The 16,873-nt window shown below is 56.2% G+C and carries 14 protein-coding genes; 11 read left to right on the top strand and 3 right to left on the bottom strand.

The features are described from left to right. Positions 1 to 12 precede the first annotated feature (12 nt). The 9 genes from DL239_RS18820 to DL239_RS18780 all read left to right on the top strand — a co-directional run bounded on the left by DL239_RS18820 (position 13) and on the right by DL239_RS18780 (position 10,718). Positions 13 to 963 (top strand): DUF58 domain-containing protein, encoded by a 951-nt coding sequence (locus DL239_RS18820; protein ID WP_167685649.1) that lies wholly within the window; start codon positions 13 to 15, stop codon positions 961 to 963. Continuing rightward, the gene (locus tag DL239_RS18815; RefSeq protein WP_167685648.1) at positions 960 to 1,448 is read left to right on the top strand and encodes a DUF4381 domain-containing protein; all 489 of its coding nucleotides are present in this window, start codon (positions 960 to 962) and stop codon (positions 1,446 to 1,448) included. Before DL239_RS18820 ends, DL239_RS18815 begins: the two co-directional genes overlap by 4 nt. Further along, the gene (locus DL239_RS18810; protein ID WP_167685647.1) at positions 1,442 to 2,434 is read left to right on the top strand and encodes a vWA domain-containing protein; all 993 of its coding nucleotides are present in this window, start codon (positions 1,442 to 1,444) and stop codon (positions 2,432 to 2,434) included. Before DL239_RS18815 ends, DL239_RS18810 begins: the two co-directional genes overlap by 7 nt. Next, the gene (locus DL239_RS18805; RefSeq protein WP_167685646.1) at positions 2,431 to 3,957 is read left to right on the top strand and encodes a VWA domain-containing protein; all 1,527 of its coding nucleotides are present in this window, start codon (positions 2,431 to 2,433) and stop codon (positions 3,955 to 3,957) included. The genes DL239_RS18810 and DL239_RS18805 overlap by 4 nt, the downstream gene beginning before the upstream one ends. Further along, positions 3,954 to 5,258, top strand: coding sequence for a BatD family protein (locus DL239_RS18800; RefSeq protein ID WP_167685645.1), 1,305 nt, complete (start codon positions 3,954 to 3,956; stop codon positions 5,256 to 5,258). The genes DL239_RS18805 and DL239_RS18800 overlap by 4 nt, the downstream gene beginning before the upstream one ends. Positions 5,259 to 5,507: 249 nt before the next feature. Then, positions 5,508 to 7,082 carry an ABC transporter substrate-binding protein gene (locus tag DL239_RS18795; protein ID WP_167685644.1) on the top strand — a complete coding sequence of 525 codons (1,575 nt, stop codon included), beginning with the start codon at positions 5,508 to 5,510 and terminating at the stop codon, positions 7,080 to 7,082. Between the two features lie 110 nt (positions 7,083 to 7,192). Next, complete coding sequence (locus DL239_RS18790; protein WP_167685643.1) at positions 7,193 to 8,146, top strand: ABC transporter permease; 954 nt, start codon at positions 7,193 to 7,195, stop codon at positions 8,144 to 8,146. Positions 8,147 to 8,156: 10 nt separating this feature from the next. Then, complete coding sequence (locus DL239_RS18785) at positions 8,157 to 9,080, top strand: ABC transporter permease (protein WP_206188530.1); 924 nt, start codon at positions 8,157 to 8,159, stop codon at positions 9,078 to 9,080. 3 nt (positions 9,081 to 9,083) lie between these two features. After that, positions 9,084 to 10,718 (top strand): ABC transporter ATP-binding protein, encoded by a 1,635-nt coding sequence (locus tag DL239_RS18780; RefSeq protein WP_167685642.1) that lies wholly within the window; start codon positions 9,084 to 9,086, stop codon positions 10,716 to 10,718. 81 nt (positions 10,719 to 10,799) lie between these two features. Here DL239_RS18780 and ilvD read toward each other — a convergent pair whose 3' ends face one another. Both ilvD and DL239_RS18770 read right to left on the bottom strand, forming a co-directional pair. Then, positions 10,800 to 12,635: a dihydroxy-acid dehydratase gene (gene ilvD / locus DL239_RS18775; RefSeq protein WP_167685641.1), complete on the bottom strand. Its 1,836-nt coding sequence runs from the start codon at positions 12,633 to 12,635 to the stop codon at positions 10,800 to 10,802. Positions 12,636 to 12,733: 98 nt separating this feature from the next. Continuing rightward, positions 12,734 to 13,930 (bottom strand): benzoate/H(+) symporter BenE family transporter, encoded by a 1,197-nt coding sequence (locus DL239_RS18770; RefSeq protein WP_167685640.1) that lies wholly within the window; start codon positions 13,928 to 13,930, stop codon positions 12,734 to 12,736. Positions 13,931 to 14,031: 101 nt separating this feature from the next. Here DL239_RS18770 and DL239_RS18765 point away from each other — a divergent pair, with 101 nt between their 5' ends. Together DL239_RS18765 and DL239_RS18760 are read left to right on the top strand one after the other, a co-directional pair. Next, positions 14,032 to 14,589 carry a helix-turn-helix domain-containing protein gene (locus DL239_RS18765; RefSeq protein WP_167685639.1) on the top strand — a complete coding sequence of 186 codons (558 nt, stop codon included), beginning with the start codon at positions 14,032 to 14,034 and terminating at the stop codon, positions 14,587 to 14,589. Between the two features lie 91 nt (positions 14,590 to 14,680). After that, a complete protein-coding gene (locus DL239_RS18760; protein WP_167685638.1) occupies positions 14,681 to 15,538 on the top strand; it encodes a DMT family transporter in 858 nt (285 codons plus the stop codon). 71 nt (positions 15,539 to 15,609) lie between these two features. On the opposite strand, the gene DL239_RS18755 is transcribed toward DL239_RS18760, so the two are convergent. After that, complete coding sequence (locus DL239_RS18755) at positions 15,610 to 16,422, bottom strand: helix-turn-helix transcriptional regulator (RefSeq protein ID WP_167685637.1); 813 nt, start codon at positions 16,420 to 16,422, stop codon at positions 15,610 to 15,612. Between the last annotated feature and the right edge of the window lie 451 nt (positions 16,423 to 16,873).

Raw genomic sequence — 16,873 nt, 5'->3', positions numbered from 1 at the left:
CACGAGGCCCGCATGTCACAACGTGACGCCATCACTGAAAACGATCCGCGTATTCAGGTCAGCGCCGACCAATTGCGCAGGTTGGGACCGCGCGCCCGTTCGCTGAGCCTATTGCCGCACCAGCCGGCACAATCGGTATTGAACGGGCGACATGCGTCACGGCTGCGGGGTAGGGGCCTGAATTTCGAAGAGCTGCGCAATTACATGCCAGGCGACGATGTTCGAACCATCGATTGGAAGGTGACCGCACGTACCGGTGAACCTTATGTGCGCGTCTACAGCGAAGAACGCGACCGTGCGACATTGTTGCTGGTGGATCAGCGGATGTCGATGTTCTTTGGCTCTCAGGTGTACATGAAATCGGTCGTTGCCGCCGAAGCCGCTGCAATTGCTGCGCAGCGGGTGCTGGCGCAGGGCGATCGGGTTGGCGGTTTTGTGTTCGGGGACGAGGTGATTGCAGAACACCGACCACAACGTCGCGCCGTTGCTCTTCACCGGTTTCTGAATTCAGTGACCAAGGCTAACAACTTGCTGAATGCAGACTTGCGCCCGCAAAACACAATTGAGCTGAACGACGTGTTGCAAAGGGCCGCTCGTATTGCGGGCAGCAATGCGCTGGTTCTGGTGTTTTCCGATTTTGATGGGCTAAATAGTCATAGTGAATCTCTGATCCGAAAACTGGCCGCTGCAAATGACCTGATCCTTTTTTCGGTCACCGACCCATTGGCCCGGAACTTGCCAGCCAGGATGCGCGCGGCAATTTCAGATGGAGAGCTGCAGGCCGATTTTGATGCTAGTGATCCGGCCCTGCGCGACAAGGTGCAGCAAGCCTTTCGCAATCGAACCCGTGAATTGGAGCACTGGTCACGACGCTATGGGTTTCCGCTGGTGCCATTGGGCACCGAACGACCCGCACTCGATCAGATGATGCAGCACTTTGGTCTGCGGGCAGGTGGGGGATGAGCGATCATCTGAATGGTTTGAATCTGGTTGAACTGCTGGACCTGTTGGATCCGCCTCCTGAACCAGTACGAGTGGCGATGGTGCCGCAGACATCCGGCTGGATCGTGCTGGGGCTAGTCGTGGCGCTGTTATTGCTATGGGGGGCAGTGACCCTGTTGCGCCGCTATAGGGCCAATGCCTATCGCCGGGCGGCTTTGGGTGAATTGAATGAACTGACCCGCGATGGTGAAGACCCTGCCCAAATTTCGGTGTTGCTTAGACGGACAGCTTTGGCTGCCTATCCGCGGGGGCAAGTGGCAAGCCTGCATGGTGACAACTGGTTGCGGTTCTTGGACGCTCACTTCCCTGGTGAGGGGTTTTCTACGGGTCCGGGGCAGGTGCTGGCGACGGCCCCTTGGCGACCTGTTGCGGCTGATCCAGCGCTGACTGCGCTGGCCCGTGATTGGATACTGACACATCACCCACAGGGAGCCGTCGAATGCTGACTCTGGCCTTCCCTTGGGCGCTGGGCCTGTTGCCATTGCCTTGGTTGGTCTGGCGCTTTGCCCCGCCTTGGCGCAACCGGGTGGCCGCAATACGCATTCCGTTTTTCCGTCGGGTGACCGAGGCCGCCGACCTAAAGCCGCAACCGGGTGCGGTGGTGCTGCGTCGCAGGCCGGTGCAAATGATCGCGGCCATTGTGGTTTGGGGATTTGTTGTACTGAGCCTAGCGCGCCCTGAACGGTTGGGTGAGCCGATCGTAATCACCAGCGCCGCCCGCGATATTGTGCTGGCGTTAGATATATCTGGTTCAATGGATGAACGCGATTTTCTGACCCCAGATGGCAAGCCCAAACAGCGGTTGGCCGTGGTCAAGGACGTGATGGCTGAGTTCATTTCCGAACGAGATGCCGACCGAATGTCCCTGATCATATTTGGTTCTCGCGCCTTTGTGCAGGCACCATTTACCGAAGATCTGGACAGTTTGCAGGGGTTTCTGGATCAGACCGTGGTGGGCATGGCCGGGCCGCAAACCGCGCTGGGTGATGCGATTGGCCTGGCCATTCGCAGTTTTGAATCCAGCGAGGTGGAACAACGGCTGGTCATCCTGCTGAGTGATGGGGCTGACACATCGAGCAAAATGACGCCGGTGAATGCGGCAACGTTTGCAGCCCAGAAAGGGGTGACAATAACCACTATCGGTGTTGGCGACCCAGAGGCGAGTGGCGAAGGCCGGGTTGATCTGGCTGCGCTTGCGGATATTGCAGACCGAACGGGTGGATCATATTTCTTTGCCGATAACGAGGCGGGGTTGAAACAGGTCTATGACCAGATCGACGCATTGAACCCACGTGAGACCGAAACCCAGTCGTTTCGTCCGCGTGAAAGTCTGGCACATATTCCCCTAGCCATTGCCTTGCTGCTCATCCTTGTCACCTCAACTGTTCTTCACCTGCGCAGCTTGCGACATGGCCAAGGATCAAAGGCATGATCGAAGCGCTTGATCACTTCCACTTTTTGCGTCCGGTGTGGTTGGTGCTGATCCCGGTGATTATCGGGCTTTGGTTTTGGATAAGATCTCAGCCCAAGTACCAAAACAGCTCACAGGCCAGTTCGATTGCCTCACATCTGCAGGCTGCACTGCAGGTCGGTGGGGCGGCGCAACAACGGTTGCGACCCATTGATGGTGTGCTGCTGGCGGCAGGTCTGTTGGTGCTGGCTGTGGCTGGCCCCACATGGAGCCGCGAGCCAAATCCGTTGCTGGCAAACTCAGCGCCGCTCGTGGTGGCGCTAAAGGTCACTGACAGCATGTTGAACACCGACTTGACGCCGTCGCGGTTGGATCGTGCCCGGTTCAAGCTGCAAGACCTGATCACTCAGCGTGCTGGAGCACGCACGGCGGTCATTGCCTACGCAGGATCAGCCCACCGGGTATCGCCGTTGACCGAAGACGCCAATATTCTACGACCTTTGCTGGATGGGCTGTCGCCAGACATCATGCCGGTTGCAGGCAATGATGCGGGGGCTGCCTTGGTTCTAGCCCAAGACGTGTTGAGTACGGCTGACACGCCTGGAGCGATATTGTTCTTGCTGGATGATTTTGATCCATCGGATCTGGCTGCATTTGAGCAAGACAATGACCGGCCACGCCCGCCAGTAATTTTTCTAGTTACAGCCCCAGACAGTGTTTCATTGCCACAGCTAAACAGAGTGTCGAACGCTGATGTGATCCGGCTGACAGCAGATGACGCGGATATGGCCCATATCAAACGGCGCCTAAGGGCCGTTTATATTGCGGCATTGGCTGGTGATGAACGTCTACGTTGGCAGGATCGGGGCTGGCTGTTTGCTTGGCCGGTGGCAGCCTTGGCGCTGATCTGGTTTCGGCGGGGGTGGACCATGCGCTGGGTGATGGTTGCAGCAGTGGTGCTGGCGGGGTTTAGTCCGAGGGCAGCACGTGCTGACGGTTGGATGGATTGGTTTTTGACACCAGACCAACAGGGGCAGCGTGCCTATGATGACCTAGAATTTGCCAAGGCCGGAGAGCTGTTTGCTGATCCGTATTGGCGTGGATATGCCAAGTCTAGAGCCGGTCAATATGATGAGGCGGCTCAGGTCTTTACTAAAATCGACAGTCCTGAGGCAGCGCTGGCCGAGGGCATGGCGCTGATCCGAAACCGGCAGTACCGTCCAGCAATCGCTGCGTTCGAAACCGCTCTGAAACGTCGCCCGGATTATCCCGAAGCTCAGAACAACTTGGAAGTTGCCCGTGCCGTATTGGAGTTTGTGGAGACCACGAGAGAGCAATCAGACACCGGTGAAGATACCGGTATAGGTGCCGACGATGTGGTGTTCGATAACGAAGCAACCCGAGGCGCGGACAGCAGCATTGTCGTACCAAAGGAGGATGCCGCACCATTGACTGGTGATCAATGGATGTCGGCCATTGATACCGACATGGGAGATTTCCTGCGCAGCCGGTTCCTGCTGGAACATTCGGAGGCGCAAAGATGACTTCCCTGCGTGCTCTCTTCACTATGGCCTGCCTTTTGTTCGGCATGCAAGTTGCGGCACAGGACCAGCCGCAGGTGCAGGTAACCCTGTCCGACGCGCCGTATATCGTTGGACAGCCGATAACTCTGCGCGTGAAGATCCTTGTTCCTACCTGGATGCCAAAACCACCAATCTATCCTAATTTTGAGCAACCCGGCCTTTTGGTGCGGCTCCCAGAGAAATCCACTCACCCCATCAGTGAAACAGTGTCTGGGCAAACATGGTCTGGCACAACGCGGACCTATAGGATCTATCCACTGGAACCGGCCTCCTATCGCATCCCCGAGCAAACTATCAGCCTTACCTACGCCGATGATAAAGCGCAGCCAGTTCAAGTGGATCTGACCGTTGAACCGATTGAGTTTCAGGCGGTGTTGCCCGATGGGGCGGGGGACATGACCGCCCCTGTGATCATCGCCACGGGCTTTTCACTGGAGCAAGAGCTGGCTGAAACAGGGCATTTGGCTGTTGGTGAAACCGTGACGCGACGGGTGACGGCGCAGATCGACGGTACTACAGCGATCCTGATTCCGGCGTTGATCTCTGACTTGATAGAAACCTTCGATGACCCGGACACAGACAACGTGCCTCCACTACGGGCCTACCCCAAGGACCCCACAGTAGAGGAGACCGAGGTTGCCGGAATTCTGTCAGGAAGCCGTAGCGAAGAAATTACCTATCTGGCTCAGTCGGGCGGGGAGGTAACCTTACCGCCGATAGAAATGGATTGGTTCAATCTGACGACTGGCACAATCGAAACTGCCCGCCTAACGGGAGTGACATTTCAGATAGATGAGCCGCCAGCGCCGCAAATGGAGCGTCGCCAAGTTGTGATTTTGGTGCTGACGTCGTTGGTGTTTCTCTTTGTGCTGATTTGGTTGGGGAGCAAGGTTTTACCCAGATTAAAGAAGGGTGTGAAAACACTGGTGAAGCGATGGCATGGATCAGAGAATTACGCGCGCCTAGCGGTGCACCGAGCGATCCGATCGCAAAGTTTGGATCTGCTGATGGGCCAACTGACACTATGGTGTCGGCATTACCCGCGCCTTAGCGCGACAGAGCTGCTGGAATTTGAAAAGTCAATGGCCGACATTGGCCGAAATTCCTATGGACCGAAAACTGATGGTACGGTGAGCAGGGGCGCGAACTCTGATCATGATTGGGAGGAGGTTGCGAAGCAATTCAAAGTCCTGTGCCGTAAGGCAAGGGAACATGTTCGTCGTGCAAAGGCGGCTTCTGCCTTGCCCGAGCTCAATCAATAAACTTGTGGGTCCTTATATGAATCCTCATCAGAGGGGGGAGTCGTTAGATTGATGAGACAGGTCGCGTTTGACCCAACCCAGCCCCGAACCAAAGCTATCTTAAATCTCGACAGATTGCCGTGGATGAGCGTTTTGTGGCGTCGCCACGGTTGCGAAGAGTAAGGATTTAGAACATGGGTTGCACCGGAAACGTGTTGCAATACCGGATAATAACAACACAATAACGACAAAAAACAGTGGAGTGATAATATGACCAACTCAATCAACCGCAGCGCGGGCCTGTCCCGACGCAGCGTACTACGCGGCGCAACGGCGCTGGGCGCGGCGGCCTTGATCCTGCCGGCTGGCATGCGTGCAGCTTCGGCTGAACCCAAAAAAGGCGGTATCCTGCGCATTGGCATGGGTCATGGTAGCACTTCGGACAGCTTGGATCCGGGCTCATGGGACAATGCCTATTCGCAGGTGTTTGCAACCTCGCGTCACAACTACCTGACCGAGATCGACGCTGATGGCGCGTTGCAGCCTGAAATCGCTGAAAGCTGGGAAGCCTCTGCCGATGCTGCGACATGGACGTTCAAAATCCGTCAGGGTGTGACCTTCCATTCCGGCAAAGCGCTGGATGCAGAAGACGTGATCGCCTCAATCAACTACCACCGTGGTGAAGACAGTAAGTCAGCTGCCAAGCCAATCGTAGATGGCATCACTGACATCAAATCCGAGGGCAGCCATACTGTCGTCGTGACACTGGACGCTGGCAATGCTGACTTCCCGTTCATCATGTCAGATTACCACATCGCAATGCTGCCAGCCAAAGACGGCGCGATTGACCCAACAACAACTGACGGCTGTGGCCCATACGTCGTTGATCACTTCGAAGCCGGTGTCGAAGCCAAAATGACCCGCAACCCGAACTACTGGAAGTCGGACCGGGCACACTTTGACGGCATTGAACTGCTGCCAATCGTTGATGGCGCTGCCCGTCAGAACGCTTTGATCAGTGGTCAGGTTGACGTGATCGACCGGGTTGACCTGAACACTGTCCACCTGCTGAAGCGCGCTCCGAACATCAATGTTCTGTCGGTTACTGGCTCGCAGCACTATGTATTCCCAATGGATTCCCGTGCGGCACCATTCAGCGACAACAATGTCCGGATGGCGATGAAGCACGCGATCGACCGCGAAGAGCTGGTTGAGAAAATCCTGAACGGATATGGCTCTGTTGGTAACGACCACCCAATCAGCACTGCCAACCGGTTCCACGCTGGCGACGCGATTGAGCAGCGTACTTATGATGCGGACAAGGCCAAATGGTACCTAAAGCAGGCCGGAATGGATTCAATCGATCTGGAACTGTCGGTTAGCGATGCTGCTTTTGGTGGCGCTGTGGATGCTGGCGTTTTGATGTCGGAAAAATCAGCCGCTGCTGGCATCAATCTGAAAGTCACCCGTGAGCCAAGCGATGGATACTGGTCCAACGTCTGGATGAAGAAGCCATTTGTCGCCAGCTACTGGGGTGGCCGTCCAACCGAAGACTGGATGTTCAGCACCGCCTATAAGTCAGGCGTAAACTGGAACGAAAGCTTCTGGGAAAATGCCCGCTTTGACGAGCTGCTGGCAGCAGCTCGCTCTGAGCTGGACAACGACAAGCGTCGTGAGATGTATGTCGAAATGCAAGGCTTAGTCCGCGACGAAGGCAGTACCGTTATCCCGATGTTTGCCAGCTATGTGATGGCGCATACCAACGCAGTGGCAACACCAGAGAAAGTTGCCCCGAACTGGACCATGGATGGGTTCCGCATCGCTGAGCGTTGGTGGTTCGCGTAAATACCGCTACTCTATAAATACTTGCAGCCCCGAGGTGTATGCTTCGGGGCTGTTTTCCCGGCGGCAGATAACAATAATAAGCTGCCGGATACACGGAGGAACTAGGACAGATGGCTCATGTCTGGCGCATGATCGCCCAGCGTCTCGCCCTTGGCTTTTTGACGCTTTTTGTGGTCTCACTCTTGATTTTTGGTGCTACCGAATTGTTGCCCGGCGATTTCGCCGAGGCTATTCTCGGTCAATCCGCAACACCCGAAACCATCGCCGCAATTCGCCGCGATCTGGGGCTCGATCAGCCCTTTCACACACGCTATGTCAGTTGGCTAGGCGGAGTGTTACAGGGCGATTTCGGAAACTCACTGGCTAACGGGCAACCGGTGATCGAGCTGATCACCAAGCGATTGGGCAATACGCTGTTCCTGGCTCTTTACGCGGCTGCGATGGCGGTACCCTTGTCCTTGGCTCTGGGCATTCTGGCCGCGCTGTTCCGCAATTCGATCTTTGACCGGATGTCGAACGCTCTGGCGCTGACGTCGATCTCGTTCCCTGAATTCTTCGTCGCCTACATTCTGATCCTCTGGTTTGCGCAGTCCGGCATGTTCCCGTCGATTGTGCGACTGTCTGAAGGCATCAGTTTCGGCGAAACATTATACCGCTGCTTCCTGCCAGCGCTGACCCTGACCTTGGTGGTGACGGCCCACATGATGCGGATGACCCGGGCGGCAATTATCAACTTGCTGGCCAGTCCCTATATCGAAATGGCACGCCTTAAAGGGATGAGCCCGATCCGGGTGATCCTGCGTCATGCGTTGCCTAATGCGCTGGCACCGATCATCAATGTGGTGGCGCTGAACCTAGCCTATCTGATCACCGGTGTGGTCGTGGTCGAGGTGGTGTTTGTCTATCCCGGTCTTGGCCAGTTGATGGTCGACAGCGTGTCGCGTCGCGACATTCCAGTGGTACAGGCCGTGGCGCTGATCTTTGCCTCTGCTTATGTCCTACTTAATCTCACCGCCGATGTGCTTTCGACCTTGTCGAACCCTCGGCTGATGCACCGGCGCTGAGGGGGACACTATGAGCACTCTGATTTCTATACTCTGGTTTGCCGTCGCTGTGGTTGGTGCCATGGCGTTGGGCTGGCTGTTTCGAGCCCTTGTTGTCGCTGTTTTACCGCAGCGTCGGGCGCATGAGATGCGCAAAGCCCCACTGACCGCCAGCTTTGGTATTTTGGTTATTCTAGTCTATGTGCTGGTCGCTGTGTTTGCGCCAGTCATCGCGCCATTTGGCGAAAGCGAAGTGGTCGGCGGCGAGTTCCTGCCTTGGGATTCGACCTACCTGCTGGGCACCGACAATCTGGGGCGCGATATGCTGACCCGGATGATTTACGGCGCTCGTAACACTGTCGGCATCGCCTTTATCATCACTGCACTGGCGTTCTTTGTGGGCACTGTTCTGGGCCTATTGGCGGCAGTTGTCGGTGGCTGGCTTGACCAAGGGCTCAGCCGATCGGTTGATGTGTTGATGGCGATCCCATCGCTGATCTTCTCACTGTTGCTTCTGACGATCTTTGGCACTTCGGTTCTGTCACTGGTTCTGGTGATTGCCACTGTCGACGCGACCCGAGTGTTTCGCCTGGCACGGTCGGTGGCGCAGGGCATCGTGGTGATGGACTATATCGAGGCGGCGCGACTGCGTGGCGAAGGCAAATGGCGGTTGATCACTCGTGAAATTCTGCCCAACGCAATGGCACCTTTGGTGGCCGAATTTGGGCTTCGGTTCTGCTTTGTTTTTCTGGCGATCTCCGGGCTGTCGTTCCTTGGGTTGGGTATTCAGCCGCCAACCGCCGATTGGGGTGGCATGGTGCGCGACAATGCGACGCTGATCACCTTTGGCGACCTCACACCGTTCTTGCCGGCTGGCGCAATTGCCCTGCTGACTGTGGCGGTCAACTTTGTGGTCGACTGGCAGCTACATAAATCCAGCGGATTGAAGGAATAGACGATGGCGGATCAAAACAACGCGCAAGATCGCCTGCTGACCATCCGCAATCTGTGGATCGAAGGGCAAAGCGAAGACAAGTGGTCACCGATTATCAAGGGTGTGGATCTGGATCTGAACCGGGGTGAAGTACTGGGGCTGATCGGTGAATCTGGGGCAGGTAAATCTACCCTTGGTCTAGCGGCGATGGGCTTTACTCGCGATGGCTGCCGCATCAGCGATGGTACTGTGGAATTCGACGGCATTGACCTGCGAAATGCACAGGCGGGCGAGCGGCGCGCATTGCTAGGCAAGCGAATTGCCTATGTGGCGCAATCCGCAGCGGCCAGTTTCAATCCGGCTCACAAGCTGATTGATCAGTACAGCGAGGCCCCGGTGGTGCATGGGGTGATGTCGAAGCAACAGGCCGAGACCGACGCCACCAGCTTGTATGAACAGATGCAATTGCCAGACCCGGGCCAGATCGGCTTTCGCTATCCGCATCAGGTGTCCGGTGGCCAGCTGCAACGGGCGATGACGGCGATGGCAATGGCCTGTCGCCCCGACCTGATTATCTTTGACGAGCCGACCACAGCGCTGGATGTAACCACTCAGATCGAGGTTCTGGCGGCAATCCGCAATATCGTCAAAGAGTTCAATACTGCTGCGATCTACATTACCCACGACCTTGCGGTTGTGGCGCAGATGGCAGACCGCATCAAGGTGCTGTTAAAGGGCGAAGAGGTTGAAGAGGCCGACACCCGCACTATGCTATCCAGCCCACAAGAGGACTATACAAAGTCACTTTGGGCTGTGCGAAGCTATGCCCGTGCTGAACAAGAAGAGACAGACAAGGGCACTCCGGTGGTTTCGGTGCGCAATGTGACTGCTGGGTATGGCGATGCAATTGTGCTCGACGATGTGAGTTTCGATTTCTACCAAGGGCGCACGGTTGCCGTTGTCGGCGAAAGCGGATCGGGCAAGTCGACAGCCGCGCGGGTGATAACTGGTTTGCTGCCACCCAAAAAGGGTGAAGTGTTGTTTGATGGCAAGGTCATGCCTGCAGACTACCGTTCCCGTGATCGCGATCAGCTGCGTCAGGTGCAGATGATCTATCAGATGGCCGATACTGCGCTGAACCCCAAGCTGCGCCTGCGCGAGCTGATCGGGCGTCCGGCGCAGATGTATCTGGGGCTAAAAGGTAAGGCGTTAGAGGAACGGGTGCGTAGCCTGCTGGATCTGATCGAACTGGAGCCGGATCAGTACATCGACCGCTTGCCGTCTGAACTGTCTGGCGGACAGAAACAGCGGATCGGCATTGCGCGAGCACTGGCGGCTGAGCCGAAGTTCATCATCTGTGACGAAGTCACCTCGGCACTGGATCAGCTGGTGGCCGAAGGTATTTTGCGACTACTGGATAACCTGCAGTCCGAGTTCAATCTGGGCTACATGTTCATCACCCATGATCTGGCGACGGTTCGGGCCATTGCCGATGACGTCGTGGTGATGCAGCAGGGTAGGGTGGTTGAGCAGGGGCGCAAGGCCGCAATGTTCCAGCCGCCGCATCATCCCTATACCGAATTGCTGCTCAGCTCGGTGCCGGAAATGGATCCGGATTGGCTGTCCGAGTTGCTCAAGTCTCGAGCAGCGGCTGGCTGACAAAAAAGAGGGACCTAATAGGCCCCTCTGTACTACCGATGATCTTGAATTTGGCCTGCCGATTTGGCAGGCCAGTTTCGTTTAGTCGACCTGACGAACCGCACCTTTGGCAGCGCTGGTGGCCAGCTTGGCATAGGCCTTCAGGGCGGTAGAGACCTTACGCTTGCGCGGCTTGGCGGGAACCCAACCGCTTTCCTCTTGAACCTTGCGGCGCTCGGCCAGAACGTCGTCCGAAACCACCAGTTGGATAGAGCGGTTGGGGATGTCGATCTCGATCTTGTCGCCATGCTCCACCAGACCAATGGTGCCACCCTCAGCTGCCTCGGGAGAGACGTGACCGATGGACAGGCCAGAAGTCCCACCCGAGAAACGACCGTCGGTCAGCAGGGCGCAGTCTTTGCCTAGACCTTTGGATTTCAGGTAGCTGGTCGGATAGAGCATTTCCTGCATACCAGGGCCACCGCGTGGGCCTTCATAGCGGATAACCACAACGTCGCCAGCCTTGACCTTGCCGGTCAGAATGTCGCTGACAGCCTGATCTTGGCTTTCACAGACATAGGCGGAGCCAGTGAACTGTAGGATGCTGGCGTCCACGCCAGCGGTTTTCACGATGCAGCCGTCCAGAGCGATATTGCCGAACAGAACTGCAAGGCCGCCGTCCTGGCTGAATGCGTGTTCCTTAGACCGGATCACGCCATTTTCGCGGTCAGTGTCCAATTCTTTGTAGCGGTTTTCAGTTGAAAAGGCTTGTGTCGTGCGCACGCCACCCGGGGCCGCTTTGAACAGCTCTTCGGCCTCGGGGTTATTGGCGACCTTGATGTCCCACTTGGCAATCGCCTCACCCATGGTGCTGGAGTGCACGGTGGAAACGTCGTTGTGCAACAGGCCCGCGCGGGACAGCTCGCCCAGGATCGAGAAAATACCACCGGCCCGGTGGATGTCTTCCATATGCACGTTTTCGATGTTTGGCGCGACCTTACACAGGCACGGGACCTGACGGCTAAGACGGTCCATATCGGTCATGGTGAAATCGACTTCACCCTCGTGGGCAATGGCAAGCAGGTGCAACACGGTGTTGGTTGAGCCACCCATCGCAATGTCCAGCGACATGGCGTTTTCAAAGGCGTCGAACGTGGCGATGTCGCGTGGCAGCAGGCCTTTTTCCTCGCCCTCGTAGTGGCGCTTGGTGATGTCGACGATCTTGCGACCCGCTTCAAGGAACAGGTGCTTGCGGTCAGCGTGAGTGGCCAGCGTCGAGCCGTTGCCCGGCAGCGCCAGACCCAGCGCCTCGGCCAGACAGTTCATCGAGTTGGCGGTGAACATGCCTGAACAGGAGCCACAGGTTGGGCAGGCGTTTTCTTCGATATGCTGAACCTGTTCGTCGGTCATGGTTTCGCTGGCGGCGGCAACCATGGCATCGACTAGGTCGATCTTTGTCATGTCCAAATCTTCGATGTCGATCTTGCCGGCCTCCATCGGGCCACCAGACACAAAGATCACCGGAATGTTCAGGCGCATGGCGGCCATCATCATGCCGGGTGTGATCTTGTCGCAGTTTGAGATGCAGACCATGGCGTCGGCACAGTGGGCGTTGACCATGTATTCGACCGAGTCGGCGATGATCTCGCGCGACGGTAGTGAATACAGCATTCCATCGTGGCCCATAGCGATGCCGTCATCCACCGCAATAGTGTTGAATTCTTTGGCAACGCCACCTGCGGCCTCAACCTCGCGGGCGACCATCTGGCCCAGATCCTTAAGGTGAACGTGGCCGGGCACAAACTGGGTGAACGAGTTGACGATAGCGATGATTGGCTTGCCGAAGTCATCATCCTGCATACCGGTGGCGCGCCAAAGGCCGCGTGCACCCGCCATGTTGCGGCCGTGGGTCGAAGTTCTTGATCGGTAAAATGGCATTGTGCTGTTTCCCTATGTTTGCCCTCAGGGACACGATTTACGCAACAAACGCAATATGTCGGGGCTGTGTTTGGTTGTTTTGTTCCGTTTGACCCGCGTTAGCGGCTCTGATGGGCGGTGGTTGGTGTATTTGACTGTGTTTGGCGCGTCAGAAGATGATCGACGGTCAAGCCGATGGCCAGCGCCCAAAAGGCGGACCCGATGCCAAAGAAACTGATGCCCGAAACCGTGGTCATAAAAGTGATCAAAGCAGCCTCGCGGTTCTGGCTGTCGGATAATGCATGGGACAGGCTGTTGCCGATAGTCGAGAGCAGGGCGAGGCCCGCGATGGTGGCCACCAGTGCCTTGGGCGCGATCAAAAACAGGCTGATTACGGTGGCGCCGCCCAGCCCAACTAGGCAATACAGAACACCGGCGGTGGCACTGGCAAGGTAGCGGGTTTTGGGGTCGCCATCCGCTTCGGGTCCAGCACAGATTGCGGCGGTGATGGCAGCAAGGTTGAAGGCATATCCGCCGAATGGGGCTAGTAGTATCGAGGCAATGCCGGTCACCATTAGGCTGGCTGAGACCGGCGGTTGGTATCCGGCGGAGCGAAGAGTGACGACGCCAGGCATGTTTTGCGAACACATGGTGACAATATATAGCGGTAGGCCAACGCCGATCAGAACCGGAACGGAGAATCCGGGCATCACTGGCATGGGGAGGCTTAGACTGAGGTCCAGCTGCTGTATGTCTCCAAATGATCCGGCGAACCCTGCCCAGAGGCAACCAGCCAGCAGAACCACGGGTATGTTGTAGCGGTGAAACCATAGTCGACCAATCAGGAAGTTAACCCCCATAATTGCAACCAGCGCCGTGTCGTCATTCAAGGCCGTAAATGCGGAGAGGCCAAATTGGAACAGAATTCCGGCGAGCAAGGCATTGGCCAGTGTGTCCGGAATCAACTGCGATAGACGCTCGAACCAGCCAGTAAGACCAGTCAGAGTGAGCAACACGCCGCAGAACACAAAGGCGCCAATGGCTTGGTCCATTGGCACATCTTTCAGTCCAACAACCAATAACGCTGCACCGGGAGTGGACCAGGCCGTCAGGATTGGCATCCGGAACCATAGCGACAGGCCCAGGCTGGTCAGTCCCATGCCCAGACCTAGGGCAATCAGCCAGCTGTTGGCTTGCGCCTGTGTCGCGCCTACTGCCTCGATCGCCTGAAAAATGATGGCTACCGAACTGGTGTAGCCCACCAGCACAGCAATTGCCCCGGCAGCGAGATGGGAAAGTCTCAGACTTTTCAGCATGCGGGTTTTCCTTGGCTGGCTACTCGAGTAGGGTGCGTGCGTTATAGCGCACAATAGGCGTCGTGCGCTATAACGCACAAGTCTTTTTATGGGCGGAATTGATGAGCGACGACACTATCACTCTTAACCTGCGGAATATTCGCGCTGAATCAGGCTTGAGCCTGACCAAGGTGGCAGAGCTGACCGGAGTCAGCAAAGCGATGCTGGGCCAAATAGAACGCGGCGAATCAAGCCCGACGATTGCAACGCTTTGGAAGATCGCCAAAGGATTTCATTTGCCGCTTTCGGCTCTGATTGATGAAGCAACCCGAGAGGAAACCGGCAAGACCCGCACCGCCAAAACAGTGCAGTTTCCCGGCAGTATCGCGGTGAAGATTGTTTTTCCCTATGACCCCAACATTGGGGGGGAGACATTTCAGATAAGTTTGAAACCAGGGCAAAGCCATGTCTCTCAGCCGCACGAGACAGGAATGATCGAAGAGGTGATTTTGCTTGAGGGGGAAATGGAGGTCCTGAGAGAGGATCTATGGGTCCCCCTTAACGTGGGCGAAGGAATTCGGTTCCGTGCCGATCGCGAGCATGGCTATTGCGGTGGACCTAAGGGGGCGGTGTTTCTGAACATGCACCATTATCGCCGCGCAGTTTTGTCGCAGGGATAACCCAAATAACACAGTTGTTTCACTTGTGAACGACACTGGTCATGCCTACCAATTGCGATTGCAGATTGGGCAAATACAGAAAGCAACGAATATGGACACAGTGCGTGGCAGCCTATTGATGGTGCTGGCTATGGCAGCTTTTGCCCTAGAGGACATGTTCATCAAGTCCGCCAGCCAGTCGTTGCCAGTAGGGCAGGTTCTTATCATCTTTGGCTTAGGTGGCATGGTCATCTTTATGATCATGGCGCGCGCGCAGGGGCAGCGAATTCTGCACCCGGCGATTTGCACGCGCCCGATGGTGTTGCGCTCGGTGGCAGAGGTGACCGGGCGGCTGTGTTATACCTTGGCAATTGCTTTGACGCCTTTGTCTTCGGCTTCGGCGATCCTGCAGGCGACACCTTTGGTGGTCGCGGCGGGGGCAGTGGTTTTCTTTGGTGAACAGGTCGGTTGGAAGCGCTGGCTGGCCATCGCTGTCGGGTTCTGTGGTGTTCTGTTGGTATTACGCCCCGGAGTAAGCGGTTTCGAACCTGCATCCATTTTTGCGGTAATTGGGACGCTGGGGTTTGCCGGGCGGGATCTGGCCACTCGCGCCGCGCCATCTTCTATGTCCAACCACCAGCTAGGCATCTACGGCTTCGCCATGCTTATTGTCGCCGGAGGAGTGGCTCTGGGCTGGACCGGTGGTGCCAGTTGGCCAAGTTGGCTGGTTTGGGCACAACTGGCAGCCGCTACGGTGATTGGAGTGATTGCATATAACGCCCTGACTGGCGCCATGCGCGCTGGCGAGATCTCGGTGGTGGCACCGTTTCGCTATACGCGGCTGGTGTTTGCCATGGTGTTAGGCGTGTTGGTATTTGGTGAGCGTCCGGACCTGCTAACCTTGTTGGGTAGCGCAGTCATCATTGGTAGTGGTCTGTTCACTGTGCTGCGCGAACGTCGGTCCAGATAGAGTAGATGTGCGGGTATTCAGGCCCCGTTGAAGCCGATTGGCAAGGGTAAGTTCAGGGCCTTGAGGACCATTTAGCTTTGTCGGGTTACACCCATTTTGCCAAATATCAGCTTTAGGTATTGGCGGGCACTGGCCTCGGTTAAACCGGCCTGTTGTGCTGCGTCGCGCAGTGAGATCCCGTTGACCAGGAGATTGGCCAAACGCGCCTGGCTGGGGGTCAGGCTATACATTCTGCTCAGCAGTTCGTGTCGGGATTCAACAGGTTGTCGCGGGTCACGGATGATCAAAATCGCAAGTGGGTCGCGCATGCCAGCCCAGCCTGACTTCAGGTGGTCACCAAACAGTGACGCAACAAGAACCGCCAGCGGATCACGCCCAGACGGGCGGTCGATTTGAAGGGGAATTCCACCTACTGAAGTGCCGGTTCGTGCCTGACTGATGACATTGCGGATTGCTGCTCTTAGGGCAGAGCCGGACTGGCCGGTAGCAATAAGACGGCCATTGGCAACGCTCAACCCGTCGTCGTCGCTCTGTAGATCCTGGGCGGTTCGGTTGCTGAATTTCAACCCACCTGATTGATCAACCACGCACAGACCAACAGCCATCCCATCCAGTGTATCAGCGGCAATGTTGCGTTCAAAGTCGATTGAGCTGATGTCTCTTTGCAGAAAGATCGCACGGTTCAGGTGCGGGATAAGTTCTTGCAGAAGGTCGCATTCTGAACTGCCAAACCGGTTTTGTGATTTGTTGCGTAGGGCCAGGAAATAGGACATCGACCGCGATTCCTCGGTCAAGTTTACCCCAATCGAGTATTCAACGCCGCCGGGTTCCAAAACCTCTTTATAAACCTCCGTTTCGTGCAACTCATTATCGGTGATGTTCATTCTGCAATGGATAGGCTTGAACGGGTTTTGCGCAAAAAATGGAAGCCGGGGATCCTGGGGCATCAATTTGTCGTATTTTTGATAATGCGCTTCGTCCCATTCATACCCATGCAGCCGACTGAAGGATAGACTGTGGTTGGTCAGATCATGGTGCCCAATTTGGGTGCCTTGGGATTCAAATAATTGAGCTGCTGCAGAAAGGAATACAGGCCATTTTTCCGGATCACAGGCGGCTGCGTAGAGCTGATCAATAGTATTTAGAAGTTGGCGGAGTTGTTCGGTCTGAATTTGCATTTCTAACAGCAGCACTTTCTCAATTGAAAATTCTAAATTTGGATATCGATGAACTTTAGAAGGCTTTGTTGCACAAATAGGGTTGAGGTCGGACCTCCCCTGACACCGGACGGATTTAGCCTATCGCCTCTGTCTTGGGGATGCCAAGTGCAGTAAA

This window comes from Parasedimentitalea denitrificans (assembly GCF_011813015.1).
In the GTDB taxonomy this organism is placed as follows: Bacteria; Pseudomonadota; Alphaproteobacteria; order Rhodobacterales; family Rhodobacteraceae; genus Parasedimentitalea; species Parasedimentitalea denitrificans.
Note: the sequence above shows the minus strand (reverse complement) of the source record. Positions and strands in the feature narration are given on the sequence as shown.